The sequence below is a fragment of the Terrimonas alba genome, assembly GCF_042434975.1.
Lineage (GTDB): Bacteria > Bacteroidota > Bacteroidia > Chitinophagales > Chitinophagaceae > Terrimonas_B > Terrimonas_B alba.
Genome location: NZ_JBHMQM010000006.1, coordinates 307,120 through 320,772 on the forward strand (window position 1 = coordinate 307,120; position 13,653 = coordinate 320,772).

Here is a 13,653-nt window from a genome sequence, read left to right on the forward strand (position 1 = left end):
ACTTTTGAAACTATGACTTTATCTAAATCCCCATATATCCTTTATTCTGACGGCAAGGGAAATATATTTGAAGACACTTCTTTATATGTTACCGGTCGTAGCGGCTGGGACGCATTGCCTGTTCCTGAAGATGAGTGGATAGAGTTGCCGGACGGGGGTTCTTTATATGAACTGCCCGGCCGTAAAGGAATCGGCATTGATGTGGAAACCGGTGAAATGAGACTTTGTGATAAAGGCTGGGCCGTTGCGGCCTTCATCCCTCCTGCTCATACAGGCTTTTATTTAGCGGCTTACGAAGCGGAGCCGGATGCGCCAACCCTTCCCCTCTTTTGCTATACCGCGGCCGGCTGGCTCAATGATAAATTCTATGTTCCTGCTACCCGCATTGAACAGGATATTCGGCAGGATTGTGCCGGTTATGATCAAAAGAAAGTAGAACAGGGAGTAAAACGATTGTTGAAAGCCTATCCGCATAACCGGCTGGTGGATCATTTGGCAAATAATTGTGCGTTGACCTACCACTGCCCTGCTGCAAGAAATTATTTTCTGGGCCGTTGGGAATGCCCGATTCCCGCATCTCCGGCGTGTAATGCGAATTGTGTGGGTTGCATATCACTGCAACCCGACGAAGAACCGATTGTTTCTACACAGGATCGGCTTCGTTTTAAACCAACACCGGAAGAAATTGTAGAATACACGGTTCCTCATCTTGAATCTGCGCCCTACCCTATTGTCAGTTTTGGCCAGGGTTGCGAAGGCGAACCGCTGCTGATGTGGGAAACCATTCGTGACGCAATAATTGAAATTCGGAAACACACTTCAAAAGGAAGTATCAACATCAATACAAATGGTTCAAAGCCCGATGCTGTAAAAATTTTATGTGAAGCTGGTTTGGATTCTATCCGTGTCAGCACCAATTCAGCACTGCGTGAAATCTATATGCCTTATTATCGTCCGAACAATTATGATTTTGAAGATATCGTTGAAAGCCTCAAAATCGTCAACTCATATGGAGGCTGGACATCCATCAATTACTTTGTGTTTCCTGGCATGACGGATAGCGTGGAAGAATATGAAGCACTGCGCAAGCTGATCAGGAATACCGGTCTGAAAATGATCCAATGGCGGAATTTCAATATTGATCCCGACTGGTATCTCGGCAAGATCGGTGTAACAGACACCGGCGAATTCATGGGTGTAAAACAATTGCAGGAATTAATCCGCGAAGAATTCCCTGATTTGAAATACGGCTACTTCAATCCTCCTATCGAACGAATAAAAGGAAGGTTTGAAATGGACTTTGCGCATCACTAGGACAGGGAAAATGATTCGCTAACCTGTAGTAAGTAATTTTAGTTTCCTGTTTAATCAATATTTTTTTGACAGTTATCGAGTCTTAAACCCTTCATTTGTTTAGCAGCGGTTTCATTTGACACCTGTGTCATTTCATACTTTCCTTTGGTGATAGTAAACGAAAAATTACAAGCAACATAATAGTTCTCACCCGCCGTAGCATCAACCTGAATCCCCATTTCTGGTCCTTTCTTAAACAAACTTTTTGATGGAATCCTTGTAAAAATTTTATGTTTACCGGGACTAACTGCAAGCCGCATATATTTTTTATTACTAAGCCTACATTCTTCCTTTCCATCGAGGAGTATAGGCCAATTCCCCGCTGAACCAGCCAATTTTCCGACCCTAAACACATAAATATAAGCAGTATCCGAAGTAGATTGTTTCGAGGCGCAATATGCCGGCTTGGACGATAGAATTACTGTCGGAAGGATCAATAAAGCGAAAAAAATGTTTTCATAAAAGCTTAAAACCAAATATAACGCGAATTGCAATTGAAGCACCTGATAATTCATTAAATCAGAACAACCTTCGAGATTCGTAACCTTTTATAACTTCGCTTCCTTTTTAACGAGCCGTAGATTTATTCAATGCGCAAAGAAGCATCCAAAACTATAAAACTGGCCTTACCGATCATCATTGGCGAACTGGCCCAAATGGCTTTGCATATCATCGATACAGCAATGGTTGGTGCGATCAGCTACAAACAACTTGCCGCTGCTGCATTGGTGGTAAATGCCATGAACATTCCTTTTGTATTGGGTATTGGCATGACGATCTCTGTTTCACAAATGGTATCAATGGCACATGGACGAAGGGATAGCCAACTAGTTTCGCATTATTTGTTCAACGGATTTATTCTTTGTGCAGTTACTGCTATCATTATTTCATTATCACTGGTATTTGGCAGAAATATTTTATTGCATCTTGGCCAGGATCCTGAAGTGGTACAACTGGCATTGCCTTTTATGCAATTAATGGGCTTGTCCATTATCCCCATGTTGTTGTTCATGACGCTTAAACAATTTACAGATGGCCTGGAATATACAAGAACAGCTATGCTCATTTCCTTATTGGGGATGCCGGTCAATATTTTTCTGAACTGGCTGCTCATTTATGGAAATCTGGGGTTTCCACGGTTGGAATTAAATGGCGCAGGATGGTCCACATTGATCACCCGTTCGATCATGTTTATTGTACTTGGACTTATTATATTAAAACACTCAACATTCAGCAGGTACATAGCCGTGAGCAGCCGGCAATGGAAACTGCGTAGCAAAACATTAAAAGAATTGTTGCATATAGGCGTGCCCAGCAGTTTGCAGATTGGAATGGAAGCTGGTGCATTTGCAGTATCGGGAATTATCATCGGCACAATCGGGGCAGTGGCACAGGCATCCCATCAAATTGCTTTAAGCTGTGCCTCTTTTACATTTATGGTGTCCATGGGATTAGCCCAGGCGGGATCCATCAGGGTTAGCAATGCATTCGGTACAGCCAATTGGCCTAAGATTGCGGCAATTGGTAAAAGCACATTGATCGTCGCATTGCTTTATGGTATTTTTTGTGGTATTGCTTTTACAGTATTCCGATTTCAGTTGCCCGGTTTGTTTAATAAAAATGAATCCGTGCTTCAATTAGCCGCACTATTGGTTTTATTTGCGGGTATTTTTCAAATTTCAGATAGCACACAGGCAATAGGCGCCGGCCTGTTGCGGGGCATTAAAGATGTAAAATTTCCAACAGTATTAATTGCAATAGCTTATTGGGTAGTTGGTCTTCCACTAGGATATCTGATGGCATTTTATTTCAATATGGGTGCATCCGGTATTTGGGTGGGGCTAATCACTGGCCTTACCCTCGCTTCCATTTTTCTGATTAGCCGCTTCCTGAAAATGTCAAAGATGAATAGTAGTAAAATTGTTATCGAAAAATAATCATTTGTAAAACAATAAGACCTGGCATTAAAAAACACCAGGTCTCTTTTTAATTCTAACATCCCGTAGGGATGATTCGTGGGTAAAACTCAATGTGAACAAGCACGATGCGTCCCTATCGGGACGCTTGGTGCAAACCTCTGACAATAGCTACCCACGATTTGTCCCTGGCGGGACAATTATAGCATTCATTCTCATTAAAAAACATCCAAAACTCACGTTAATTACACTGTTTTTAAATAACTACCTGCTTTGTTGTACCACTGCAATTTGTCCGCGAATTTCTCCATCGGGATGGGCAGCCGTATGAACATTATAATATACTTGTCCTGCTAATAATGCCGCATGCAAAGCGGACGTTGCTGTAATGGTATCTGTAGCTGTGCCGGCTGTACCATTAGTTGTGATAGTCAATGTTTCAATAGGTGAGGCAATGGCTCCCGCCAGAGCTGGCCCATGAAAATGTGCCATGGTAGCCTCACCCGATAAACCTGTCCACGTAACTGTGTAGATTAAAGACTTTGAAGTGGTATCATACGAACCGGATAAACTACCGGTTGCACTTGTCGTTACAGCCGGAACTTCCTGTGATCCTGATGCGGCACCGGAGAGAGAATATTTGGCACTCTTAGGCGTGCTGTCACTATCTTCTTTTTCACATGAACTGAATGCTACTAAACCCAGAAACGCAAGACCAGCAAGCGAGCCAAATAACCGGTGTTTTCCATAGTGTTTGTTTTGCATAGTTTACCATTTTTTAGTTGAACAAAATTTATAGAGCTAGTTCAAAAACGCTACCAGCAGGCATGAATGTGGAAAACAAACAAAACAAATAATCTTACAACCCGATAAATTAAAAAAGACTTCCGTCCTATTCACCTGAGTTGCAGCTAAACAGCCAAAATGTTAATCAAATCCAAAAAAAATGGTATGCAAAAGAATTGATATTTTTTCATCAGTCATGTGGCACTTGTGTGGCAAATACTACACCCTGATGGTATGATAAACAACAATTTTTGTTTTTCTCACACCGTAACAATACTGTTTAAAAATTAACATTTCAAACTGCGCCGCTTATGCAAGTTGCATAACCTTTGCATCGTTAATACACAGGTGTGAAGAAGTATCGTTTCAGCCTCCATTTATCAAAACGTAGATTTGTATGAATAACGCTTACGCTATGTCTGCATCCTTTGAAGCCAGGAAAAACACACAGGCGACAATGATCACTGCGGGTTTTGCCGCCTTATTGTTGTTACTGATGTTTTTTTGGACCTGGACGATCCCGGTTATTATTCCGCCTCCTCCCGATGAAGGTGTACTGGTAGAACTTAACCTGCCGGAAGAACCTCCCATTGAAATTCCCAAGGCTGGTGGCGGCGGTGGTGGTGGTAATCCGGTTCAGGCTATTGGAGAAAGAGGCACTGCTTCAGCTCCGCCGCAGCCCGGTACACAGGATGATGCGAAGGATATTGTTGAAGATGAAACAGAGAAAACAAGTCCCCCGATTTTAAGGCCTGACAATCCTAAACCTACAGCAACAAAGATCAACGAAAATAAATCGGTAGCGAAAGTAGAGCCCAAGCCAGACCCATTGCCCCCGGCCCCACAAAAACCAAAAGCAGTACTGGGTAAAACAACAGGTGGAAATGGAACTGGCGGTGGCGCCGCAGAGAATTATGACAGAGCCGGAGGAAGTGGAACAGGAAGCGGTGTCGGAAATGGAAGTGGTTCAGGCGGCGGAAGCGGAACTGGGTCCGGAGGCGGTCATGGTTCAGGAACCGGAACGGGTGTTGGCCCCAGAGTAACAAGCGGAGATCGCCGAATAGTCGGAAGCTATGCTTTCCAGGGCGATTTGGATAAAGCCACCGTATATGCATTCGTAAAAGTATCGCCTGATGGAATTGGTGAATTTGTCGGTATTGCAAAAGGATCTACCGCATCTAACTCAGCCTATAAAAATGCTATTGTTCAATACCTGCGCAATATGCGTTTCAATAAATCAGATCATGAATCTATGGTAACTGTGCAGTTCAACTTTAGGGTGAATGGATAATTCTTTTTAGTTCGATGTTTTCGATTCAGGTAATGCCGCATCGTTTAGATGTGGCATTATTGTTTTGTCCTTTCACTAATTTTGTTTGTATGGAAAACATCCAGGTGCTGCAAACAGATATCACCCGCCTTGAGGTGGATGCCATTGTAAACGCAGCCAATTCATCATTGATGGGTGGCGGTGGTGTGGATGGAGCTATTCACCGTGCCGGAGGGCCGGCAATATTAGAAGAGTGCCGGAAGATAGTGGCAAAGCAAGGCGGCTGTAAAACCGGTGAAGCTGTAATTACAACAGCAGGTAATATGCCGGCCAAATTTGTGATACACACCGTTGGCCCTGTGTGGAATAATGGTACGAACAATGAAGCAAAAAAATTGGCTGCCTGCTATCATAACAGTTTAAAGCTTGCTGTTGAAAATAATATCAGGAGTATCGCTTTTCCCAATATTAGTACAGGCATCTATGGATATCCAAAAGAGGAAGCTGCTAACATTGCCATTAGATCGGTAAAACAATTTCTGGCAAAGAATAAGTTGCCGGAGAAAGTATACTTTGTTTGCTTTGACGCTGAAAATTTTTTGATCTATCAATCGATTATCGAATCACTTTAATTTACGCTTTGAAAAATTCTTTGTACTTCCTAAAATGGCCTTTGATACTTCTGCTTGTTGGTTTTCTTCTCAGGGTTATTGGCGCTATGATGAAAATATTACATTGGCAAGGCGCTGATCTATTATTAATCATAGCCACTCTGATAATGGCCTTGTCTATTTTATGGCTTATAATTAAATTAGTTTTGCTCAAAAGACAAAATATCTAATTTTCCGGGGATGAATTACCAACAAACCGTTCACTTCCTTTTTTCCCGATTGCCGCTGTATAGTCGCATTGGAGCCGCTGCTTACAAAGCTGACCTTGACAATACGATCAAACTCTGTGCATCATTGGATAATCCTCATACAAAATTTAAATCGGTACATGTAGCAGGTACGAATGGCAAAGGGTCGGTGAGTCATATGCTGGCCGCTATCTTTCAAACGGCAGGTTATAAAACAGGGCTGTACACCTCACCACACCTAAAAGACTTCCGGGAAAGAATAAGGGTGAACGGTGAAATGATCAGCGAAGAATTTGTTGTTGACTTTACCAAAAAAATCACTACATTAATCGATGAGTTAGAACCGAGCTTTTTTGAGATCACAGTAGCCATGGCTTTCGACTATTTTGTAAAGGAAAAATGTGATATAGCGATCATTGAAACCGGGCTTGGTGGAAGATTGGACAGTACCAATATTGTCGTGCCGGAGCTGTCTGTAATTACCAACATCGGTTGGGATCATATGAATATTTTGGGCGACAGCCTGGAAAAAATTGCTGGTGAAAAAGCCGGTATCATTAAACAGGATGTACCGGTGGTTATCGGCGAAGTGCTAAATGAAACCCGGCCGGTATTTGAAAAAATAGCGGCTGAAAAAAACGCTCCTCTTTCTATCGCCTCACAAAGAAGGCAAGCTCTTGGATGGAAATGGGAAAAACATGAATTGGTCGTAGAAATAGCCGAAGACCATAAGCCGGATCATAAAGTTTATCGCCTGGATCTCCCGGGGTTGTATCAAACAAAAAATATATTAACGGTATTAGAGGCCTGTTACCAGTTGCAACAAAAAGGATGGAAACTAAATGATACCATTCTACGCAAAGCGCTGCCACAAACAAAGAAACTAACGGGCTTGCATGGCCGTTGGGATATCATCCATGAACATCCGCTTGTCGTGCTTGACGTAGGCCATAATGAAGATGGCATTCAACAAATATTGAAACAGGTTGAGCTCACCGATCACCACCGGCTTCATATTATATTGGGAATGGTGAATGACAAAGAGATTGACAAAGTGTTGAAGTTACTTCCTGATACCGCTACTTATTATTTTACACAGGCAAATATTCCCCGTGCATTAAAAGCGGAAAGCTTAAAGTTAAAAGCTGAAAGCAAAGGATTAAAAGGTGACGCTTATGCCAATGTGAATGTGGCATTGAAAGCAGCAAAAGACAAGACAGCTAAAAATGATTTAATTATTGTTTGCGGCAGTGTGTTTTTGGTGGCGGAAGTGGAGAGATAAAATACTCAGCACGGACTATTCATGATCGCTTTTTTGCTTTATTGGTATCCAAATTTCTTCTTCTGAATCCGGGTGTTGGTTTTTATATTTTTCGCCTAAGATTTCAAAATGTGGTCTATCATCCAGTATGTACCCGGAAGCCGGCAACCATGTTTGAAAAATGTATTGAAAGATACTGTTGTCATCGCTTGAGCCTTTATAATCAAAGACTGCGTAAAGCCCGTTTGCTAATATAAAAGTTTCCAAACCATCAGGCATGTTATCAAAGTCCGGCACCTCTATCGCCGCCCATTTTTCAAACTCTGTAATAGGATTAAAATTCTCAAAATGATTCGGCTTGTAAATTTGCATGGAAATAACTTCGCTCGTCAGACTATTCGTGATGTTCTTTCTTTCCGGCATGAAGCTTCTCCAAAGTTCGCCTGTTCTGTTTTTGGCAAAACTCATCGTTAACCGTTTGCCCACTAATTTCTTCTCGCCGGATGTTTCTATTCTTGGTGTCATTGTGAAAATTTATTTCCCATGCCATTTCGCAACTACACGTTTTGTAGCTATCATTTACAAACCCAAATCCAAAATAGTTTTACCATTTGCCAGGTGAAGACCTTTTAGCCCTGCTCTTTCTGCTCCTTCAACATTTGCAGCGGAATCATCAATAAATAATGTTTCATCCCCCGTTAAGTCATTTTCGTCAACGATCAATTTGTAAGCGGCTGTTTCCGGTTTATGCAACCGGATAAGATGTGAGTAATAGGCTTTGTCAAACAGATCATCCAGCGATCCACCGAACTCCTGTTTAAACATTTCGTGGAATCGCACATGGTGCAATGCACTCGTATTGCTCAGCAAGTACAAACGGTATTTGCTTTTTAATTCTTTGAGAAAATTGATCCGCTCAGGTGGAAAGTCAAGTAGTAATGCATTCCAGGCATCCACAACTATTTCAGGGGCCACTTGTATGCCCGCCAGCTTTTGAATAGAGTCTATAAACTGGGTATCGTCGATTGCCCCTACTTCATAGGATTTAAAAAAAGAATCAACGTGACCCATTCGAAAAACCTCTTCAATATTTTTTACACCCAAAGAAGTAAATGCATCCTGTGTTTTGCGAAGATCAATATTCAGGATAACACCACCCAGGTCGAAAATGATATTCTTGATTGCCATAAAATAAAAATCAATACTTGTGTTAATAACATAAAATCAAAACTTCAATTCGCCCATTCTCTCCAGTGCATATAAAATACAGGTGGTATGCATGGCCTGTACAATTTTATTTTCCTTCATCAGTTGTTTTAACTCGGCGATAGTCACCAAATCAATTTCGATTTCTTCATTATGATCCAGTTCCTGGGAAGCTACCGGCTTACCGCCCCTGGCCAGGAACATATGCATCAGGTTATTATTGGTAGAAGGATTAGCTGAAATTTTTCCAAGGTATTCATACGAGGAAAAGGAATAACCTGTTTCTTCCAACAATTCTCTTTTAATGGCCTCTTCCAGCGAGGCGTCGGTATCATCGACGCAACCGCCGGGTATTTCGATACAGGTCTCACCAAGGGCATGCCTGTACTGACGCTCCAAAACAACTTTGCCTTCTTCGGTAATAGCTAAAGCCGTAACCCAGGTAGGAAACTCATACACGTAATAGGGATCAACAATCTTACCCTGCGGGGTCAAACATTTATCTTTTCTTACTTTGAACCAAAGATCATTAAAGAGATATTGAGAAGAGAGAATTTTCCAATTCATGAAATCAATTTGCAATTAGCATTTTACAATTAGTTAACTGTTGACTGCCAACTGCCAACTGCCAACTGTCAACCGTTAACTCTACCAATTCATGTGTTCCCTTAGCGACGTAATATGCGCCACATGATGCTTACCATGCCAGGCATACATCCCCAGCAGGTACCATAGGCGCAACGTTTTTTTATGCTCCGGGTGAAATACAGTGCGGTTATTCCACTCATCATCCTTTACATACTTTAATGACTCATACCAGCGGATATGCAAAGCATGTAAAAGAGTAATGGAAATATTGACGGGTAGCTTTTGCACGTCATTCATTTCCGCCCACATTTTTTCTTCGTAAGTTTTTATCGTGGGATTATCTTCGGTCAGTGCCAGTTTAAACCGGCAATAGGCATTGATATGACTATCGGCAACATGATGCACTAACTGGTGAACTGTCCAGCCACCTTCACGATAAGGAGTTTGCAACTGATCCTCATTGAGATTGAGAATAGCATTCTCTAACGCAAGCGGCAGAAACTTTATATCTGCCAGCCACTCCACTTTTTTTTCGATGGAAAAAGGCTGCGCTTCATACTTTCCAATTGGATACCGCGGATCCACAATTGTAGGCATAACCGTATCTTATTTTAAAATTTGTAACAATTCTACTTCAAACAACAGCGTTGCACCACCCGGAATATCACCACCCGCTCCCCTGTCACCATAAGCCAGGTCAGACGGAATCCATAAACGCCAATGGCTTCCTTCCTTCATCAGCGGTATAGCAATTTGCCAACCACGAATTAAGGAACGCAAAGGCGCAGAAAAAGGTTGATTTCTTTTAAAAGAGCTGTCGAACTCTTTTCCATCCAGCAACGCACCCCTATAATGCGCTTTGATCTTATCATTGATCGTCGGCTGGGCGCCATTACCTTCCTTTATTACTTCGTACTGGATGCCTTCGGGTAAACTTACCACACCGGGCTTTGTTTTATTGGCTTCCAAAAAATCCGCACCTGCTTTTTTCTGGGTATCAATTTTATTACTCATAAATTCTTTTAGTTTATTTTGAATACTCATAAACCCCAACCCCTAAAGGGGCTTTTAGACTCCGGATTTCGAAGTTTCCATTTTTTCATTTAAAGATTCTACGACCGGAGATATTAAAAAATTATCTTTCTTAACTAAGGAACTATTTGTTTGAATAAACCTCTCCGACCTAAGTTCTCCTTTTCCTTCGACTTCGTTCAGGACGGACAGGAGGTTATTCTTCTCTCAAAGCATGTCCCGTCAAACTGATAAACACGTCTTCCATGTTTGCCTTCTTCACTTCTTTCGGTCTTTCAAATCCGGAAGCAACCAACCTATCGATCATTGCATCAGGCGAATCCAGGGCAATGATCTGTCCCGAATCAATGATGGCAATGCGGTCACAAAGATATTCTGCCTCATCCATGTAATGGGTAGTAATAATTACCGTTGTGCCACGATCCCTGATGTTTTTGATCAGTTCCCACAAACTTCTTCTCGCTTGCGGATCAAGACCCGTTGTCGGTTCATCTAAAAAAATTATTCTTGGCTGGTTGATCAATGTAGTGGCAACAGAAAAACGTTGCTTTTGTCCGCCACTCAAATCTTTGAACTTTGCTTTGGCCTTTTCCCTGAGGTTCACCATTTCGAGCAACTCCATCGGCGCTACATCCTGGTTGTATAAACCACAAAAAAGTTCGATCAGCTGAAGCAGGTTGAGACCGGGATAATAGCCACTACTTTGTAACTGTACACCGATTATTTTTTTTATTTCTCCCGGATCTTTGTCAAGATTATAGCCATCCACAATTACTTCACCACCTGTTTTCTCCCGTAAGGTTTCGATGATCTCCAATGTGGTGGACTTACCAGCACCATTCGGCCCAAGCAGACCGAATATTTCTCCTTCTTTTACTTCAAAAGAAATTCCTTTTACTGCCTGGAAACTGCCGTAGTTTTTAACAAGATTCCTGACGGCAATGATTGTTTTTTTCTCCATCGGGCAGCAATTTACGGAAAACCTTTTTCACGCATGCTTCGACTTCGCTCAGTATCGCAAAAGAGCAACGGACGCAAAGATTATTGCATTGTCGATTAATTTGCAACAGCAGAGGATTGAGACCTCGCTGCGTCCTTTGTGTGAAATTTCCTTATCCCCCGAAGACTTGTGTATAAAAAATTTGGCCCCGCCTGTTTTTGGCAACGCCTATACCAATGAATTTGTAGCGGCCCAGCATATTTTTACGATGGCCGGTTGAGCTTTTCCACATATTCACTACTTCCTTGCCTGTATTTGCCCCATAGGCAACATTTTCAGCAAAACTGTGTATGGATTTAACTCTTCTTGTTGCTTCTGCATTTCTTTTTGAAAAACCGCCATGGCCAAACCCAACACGTCCTTTAGCCATGTTTTCACTATGTTTTTGGGCGATGGCATTCAGGTCTTCATTCATGATCAATTCCGGCAAACCTTTCGACCTTCTGAACTTGTTGGTTTGTTTTAGTACATCATTGACCAAACTGGCATTTGTGTCAGGCGTAAAGGAAATGAGGCTGATAAATAAGGTAACAAGAGTAAGCGTACTTAATAAAAACGTTCGTTTCATCAGGTGGATATTTATGAACTATTAAAACAAGTTTTATACCAACCCGATAAACGAAAAAAAGGCTGCTAAATTTTCCGTGTTAAAAAAGATTTATAAAATCAATTCCATCTTTATATCCGCAGTCTCAAATGGTGAATCTTCTACGGCAACATAGTAAAACCCGTATTTCTCATATAATTTAAGCGCTGTTTTCAGTTGGTGATTAGAAAATAAAATAAGTTTTTGGGCTTTTAGCTCTTTTGCTTTTGCCAGGCAGGTTTCTATTAACATTTTACTGATACCCCTGCCACGATAATCATGCGCTACTGCCATTTTTGCCAATTCATATTCTCCTTCATGCTCTTTCATCAATGCTGCGGAACCAACAACTTTGTTGCCGTCTTTTGCCAGCCAGATATATCCACCTCTTTTCAATATGGTTGACCGGGGATCATCCAGGACCATCAAATCATGTGATTCGGTGAGGTTGTATTTGTCCAGCCACTCAAGATTCAGCTCTTTAAAAGCTGGTTGGTAATGATCGGCATATTCAATGATGTCGATTGTTCCGGTATTAGTATGACGAAAATTTAATTCCATTTTTATATTGATGCGGGTATAATGTGAATGTTGTTCCAAATTTATTTCAACCAATCAATAGCAGCAGTATCGCTGTATGGCGAGGTGAAGAATGGTATTCGGGTAAAAGAAACAAACGATCCGGGTTTGTTTTCTTCTGCTGTTGCCACACAGGCAAAAACTATCGACTAAATTAATTGCCGCTTAAACAGCCTTCCAGTTCTTCCATCATCGTCCTGCTGCCAATAAACATAGGCGACCGCTGGTGCAGTTCGGTGGGTTGTATATCCAATATTCTTTCCTTGCCGTTGGTAGCTTTACCTCCTGCCACTTCAACAATAAAGGCAAAGGGATTGCACTCGTACATCAGCCGAAGTTTTCCTTTTGGTTTATCCGTAGTTCCCGGATACATGAATATGCCACCTTTAATCAGGTTACGATGTACATCTGAGACCATGCTGCCAATATAGCGTTGGGTGTAAGGACCTCCATTCGACTTATTTTTTTTCTGGCAAATGTCAATGTAGCGTTGCACGGCTTTTTCATAGCGGAAAAAATTGCCGTGATTTACCGAATAGATATTACCTGCCGGCGGGCATTTTATATCAGGATGACTCAGTGTAAATTCTCCGATTGAGGGATCCAGCGTAAATCCATTAACTCCTCTCCTTGTAGCATATACAAGCATTGTCGATGAGCCGTAAACGATATAACCTGCCGCCACCTGCTGCGTCCCTTTTTGTAAAAAATCCCCCCGGGAGGCGATCTCACCTTGCTTTGTCACCCGCCTGTAAACACCAAAGATGGTTCCTATGGAAACATTTACATCAATATTACCACTGCCATCCAACGGATCAAAAAGACAAACATATTTTGAGTTCTTACTCACCGAATCATCAAAGGCTACATAATTATCCAGTTCTTCACTGGCAATACCGGCGCAACTGATACCATGCTGCAGCACACCCGTGAATTGATCATTGGCAAATATGTCCAGCTTTTTTACATCTTCGCCCTGTACATTCACACTGCCTGCATCACCTAAAATATCCACCAAACCGGCTTTGTTTACCTCTACATTCACCCGTTTGGCGGCCAATCCGAGATCACGCAACAGGCTACTGAGTTCACCGGTGGCATTGGGAATGTGGCGGAGTTGCTGGATCGTAAATTCATCTAGAGTGAGGATCTTCCTGTTAAAATTCATAGCAGCTTTTTGTAATACTAACAAATGTAAGGGTAAACTTTAAACGATG

Annotated in this window: 17 protein-coding genes; 6 read left to right on the forward strand and 11 right to left on the reverse strand. The window is 41.9% G+C overall.

Annotated elements, in window-relative coordinates:
• The first annotated feature begins 12 nt into the window (after nucleotides 1–12).
• Nucleotides 13–1,314: a radical SAM family protein gene (locus ACFEL9_RS18535; protein ID WP_385893362.1), complete on the forward strand. Its 1,302-nt coding sequence runs from the start codon at nucleotides 13–15 to the stop codon at nucleotides 1,312–1,314.
• A gap of 50 nt (nucleotides 1,315–1,364) precedes the next feature.
• On the opposite strand, the gene ACFEL9_RS18540 is transcribed toward ACFEL9_RS18535, so the two are convergent.
• Nucleotides 1,365–1,868 carry a DUF2846 domain-containing protein gene (locus ACFEL9_RS18540; RefSeq protein WP_385893365.1) on the reverse strand — a complete coding sequence of 168 codons (504 nt, stop codon included), beginning with the start codon at nucleotides 1,866–1,868 and terminating at the stop codon, nucleotides 1,365–1,367.
• A gap of 75 nt (nucleotides 1,869–1,943) precedes the next feature.
• On the opposite strand from ACFEL9_RS18540, the gene ACFEL9_RS18545 reads away from it, so the two are divergent.
• Nucleotides 1,944–3,290, forward strand: coding sequence for an MATE family efflux transporter (locus ACFEL9_RS18545; protein WP_385893368.1), 1,347 nt, complete (start codon nucleotides 1,944–1,946; stop codon nucleotides 3,288–3,290).
• Nucleotides 3,291–3,533: 243 nt separating this feature from the next.
• Here ACFEL9_RS18545 and ACFEL9_RS18550 read toward each other — a convergent pair whose 3' ends face one another.
• Nucleotides 3,534–4,034, reverse strand: a complete 501-nt coding sequence (locus ACFEL9_RS18550; RefSeq protein ID WP_385893371.1) for a CHRD domain-containing protein — start codon at nucleotides 4,032–4,034, stop codon at nucleotides 3,534–3,536.
• A 418-nt stretch (nucleotides 4,035–4,452) separates the two neighbouring features.
• Between ACFEL9_RS18550 and ACFEL9_RS18555 the strand changes: the two genes are divergently transcribed.
• From ACFEL9_RS18555 to ACFEL9_RS18565, 3 genes are all read left to right on the forward strand, one after another.
• Nucleotides 4,453–5,346, forward strand: a complete 894-nt coding sequence (locus ACFEL9_RS18555; protein WP_385893374.1) for a hypothetical protein — start codon at nucleotides 4,453–4,455, stop codon at nucleotides 5,344–5,346.
• Nucleotides 5,347–5,435: 89 nt separating this feature from the next.
• A complete protein-coding gene (locus ACFEL9_RS18560; protein ID WP_385893377.1) occupies nucleotides 5,436–5,957 on the forward strand; it encodes an O-acetyl-ADP-ribose deacetylase in 522 nt (173 codons plus the stop codon).
• A gap of 219 nt (nucleotides 5,958–6,176) precedes the next feature.
• On the forward strand, nucleotides 6,177–7,466 hold the full coding sequence (locus ACFEL9_RS18565) for a bifunctional folylpolyglutamate synthase/dihydrofolate synthase (RefSeq protein WP_385893380.1): 1,290 nt from the start codon (nucleotides 6,177–6,179) through the stop codon (nucleotides 7,464–7,466).
• Nucleotides 7,467–7,481: 15 nt separating this feature from the next.
• Here the strand turns inward: ACFEL9_RS18565 and ACFEL9_RS18570 are convergent, their stop codons facing one another.
• From ACFEL9_RS18570 to ACFEL9_RS18605, 8 genes are all read right to left on the reverse strand, one after another.
• Nucleotides 7,482–7,970 carry a GyrI-like domain-containing protein gene (locus tag ACFEL9_RS18570; RefSeq protein ID WP_385893382.1) on the reverse strand — a complete coding sequence of 163 codons (489 nt, stop codon included), beginning with the start codon at nucleotides 7,968–7,970 and terminating at the stop codon, nucleotides 7,482–7,484.
• 54 nt (nucleotides 7,971–8,024) lie between these two features.
• On the reverse strand, nucleotides 8,025–8,633 hold the full coding sequence (locus ACFEL9_RS18575) for an HAD family hydrolase (RefSeq protein ID WP_385893385.1): 609 nt from the start codon (nucleotides 8,631–8,633) through the stop codon (nucleotides 8,025–8,027).
• Nucleotides 8,634–8,669: 36 nt separating this feature from the next.
• The gene (locus ACFEL9_RS18580) at nucleotides 8,670–9,218 is read right to left on the reverse strand and encodes an NUDIX hydrolase (protein ID WP_385893387.1); all 549 of its coding nucleotides are present in this window, start codon (nucleotides 9,216–9,218) and stop codon (nucleotides 8,670–8,672) included.
• Nucleotides 9,219–9,299: 81 nt separating this feature from the next.
• Nucleotides 9,300–9,836, reverse strand: a complete 537-nt coding sequence (locus ACFEL9_RS18585; protein WP_385893390.1) for a YfiT family bacillithiol transferase — start codon at nucleotides 9,834–9,836, stop codon at nucleotides 9,300–9,302.
• A 9-nt stretch (nucleotides 9,837–9,845) separates the two neighbouring features.
• A complete protein-coding gene (gene bamJ / locus ACFEL9_RS18590; RefSeq protein ID WP_385893393.1) occupies nucleotides 9,846–10,283 on the reverse strand; it encodes a BamJ family beta-barrel-assembly machinery protein in 438 nt (145 codons plus the stop codon).
• A gap of 184 nt (nucleotides 10,284–10,467) precedes the next feature.
• Nucleotides 10,468–11,232, reverse strand: coding sequence for an ABC transporter ATP-binding protein (locus ACFEL9_RS18595; RefSeq protein WP_385893395.1), 765 nt, complete (start codon nucleotides 11,230–11,232; stop codon nucleotides 10,468–10,470).
• Nucleotides 11,233–11,383: 151 nt separating this feature from the next.
• Nucleotides 11,384–11,839 carry a CAP domain-containing protein gene (locus tag ACFEL9_RS18600; RefSeq protein WP_385893397.1) on the reverse strand — a complete coding sequence of 152 codons (456 nt, stop codon included), beginning with the start codon at nucleotides 11,837–11,839 and terminating at the stop codon, nucleotides 11,384–11,386.
• 90 nt (nucleotides 11,840–11,929) lie between these two features.
• The gene (locus ACFEL9_RS18605; protein ID WP_385893400.1) at nucleotides 11,930–12,418 is read right to left on the reverse strand and encodes a GNAT family N-acetyltransferase; all 489 of its coding nucleotides are present in this window, start codon (nucleotides 12,416–12,418) and stop codon (nucleotides 11,930–11,932) included.
• Between the two features lie 27 nt (nucleotides 12,419–12,445).
• Here ACFEL9_RS18605 and ACFEL9_RS18610 point away from each other — a divergent pair, with 27 nt between their 5' ends.
• Nucleotides 12,446–12,589, forward strand: a complete 144-nt coding sequence (locus ACFEL9_RS18610; protein ID WP_385893403.1) for a hypothetical protein — start codon at nucleotides 12,446–12,448, stop codon at nucleotides 12,587–12,589.
• A 1-nt stretch (nucleotide 12,590) separates the two neighbouring features.
• Here the strand turns inward: ACFEL9_RS18610 and fbp are convergent, their stop codons facing one another.
• On the reverse strand, nucleotides 12,591–13,604 hold the full coding sequence (fbp, locus tag ACFEL9_RS18615) for a class 1 fructose-bisphosphatase (RefSeq protein WP_385893406.1): 1,014 nt from the start codon (nucleotides 13,602–13,604) through the stop codon (nucleotides 12,591–12,593).
• Between the last annotated feature and the right edge of the window lie 49 nt (nucleotides 13,605–13,653).

Bases quoted from the DNA above. Each gene is read 5' to 3' on its own strand.
- ACFEL9_RS18550 (WP_385893371.1), bottom strand. From the start codon at position 4,034: ATGCAAAACAAACACTATGGAAAACACCGGTTATTTGGCTCGCTTGCT.
- ACFEL9_RS18575 (WP_385893385.1), bottom strand. From the start codon at position 8,633: ATGGCAATCAAGAATATCATTTTCGACCTGGGTGGTGTTATCCTGAAT.
- ACFEL9_RS18585 (WP_385893390.1), bottom strand. From the start codon at position 9,836: ATGCCTACAATTGTGGATCCGCGGTATCCAATTGGAAAGTATGAAGCG.
- ACFEL9_RS18565 (WP_385893380.1), top strand. From the start codon at position 6,177: ATGAATTACCAACAAACCGTTCACTTCCTTTTTTCCCGATTGCCGCTG.
- ACFEL9_RS18580 (WP_385893387.1), bottom strand. From the start codon at position 9,218: ATGAATTGGAAAATTCTCTCTTCTCAATATCTCTTTAATGATCTTTGG.
- ACFEL9_RS18605 (WP_385893400.1), bottom strand. From the start codon at position 12,418: ATGGAATTAAATTTTCGTCATACTAATACCGGAACAATCGACATCATT.
- ACFEL9_RS18560 (WP_385893377.1), top strand. From the start codon at position 5,436: ATGGAAAACATCCAGGTGCTGCAAACAGATATCACCCGCCTTGAGGTG.
- ACFEL9_RS18545 (WP_385893368.1), top strand. From the start codon at position 1,944: ATGCGCAAAGAAGCATCCAAAACTATAAAACTGGCCTTACCGATCATC.
- fbp (WP_385893406.1), bottom strand. From the start codon at position 13,604: ATGAATTTTAACAGGAAGATCCTCACTCTAGATGAATTTACGATCCAG.
- ACFEL9_RS18595 (WP_385893395.1), bottom strand. From the start codon at position 11,232: ATGGAGAAAAAAACAATCATTGCCGTCAGGAATCTTGTTAAAAACTAC.
- bamJ (WP_385893393.1), bottom strand. From the start codon at position 10,283: ATGAGTATTCAAAATAAACTAAAAGAATTTATGAGTAATAAAATTGAT.
- ACFEL9_RS18610 (WP_385893403.1), top strand. From the start codon at position 12,446: ATGTTGTTCCAAATTTATTTCAACCAATCAATAGCAGCAGTATCGCTG.
- ACFEL9_RS18600 (WP_385893397.1), bottom strand. From the start codon at position 11,839: ATGAAACGAACGTTTTTATTAAGTACGCTTACTCTTGTTACCTTATTT.
- ACFEL9_RS18540 (WP_385893365.1), bottom strand. From the start codon at position 1,868: ATGAATTATCAGGTGCTTCAATTGCAATTCGCGTTATATTTGGTTTTA.
- ACFEL9_RS18555 (WP_385893374.1), top strand. From the start codon at position 4,453: ATGAATAACGCTTACGCTATGTCTGCATCCTTTGAAGCCAGGAAAAAC.
- ACFEL9_RS18570 (WP_385893382.1), bottom strand. From the start codon at position 7,970: ATGACACCAAGAATAGAAACATCCGGCGAGAAGAAATTAGTGGGCAAA.
- ACFEL9_RS18535 (WP_385893362.1), top strand. From the start codon at position 13: ATGACTTTATCTAAATCCCCATATATCCTTTATTCTGACGGCAAGGGA.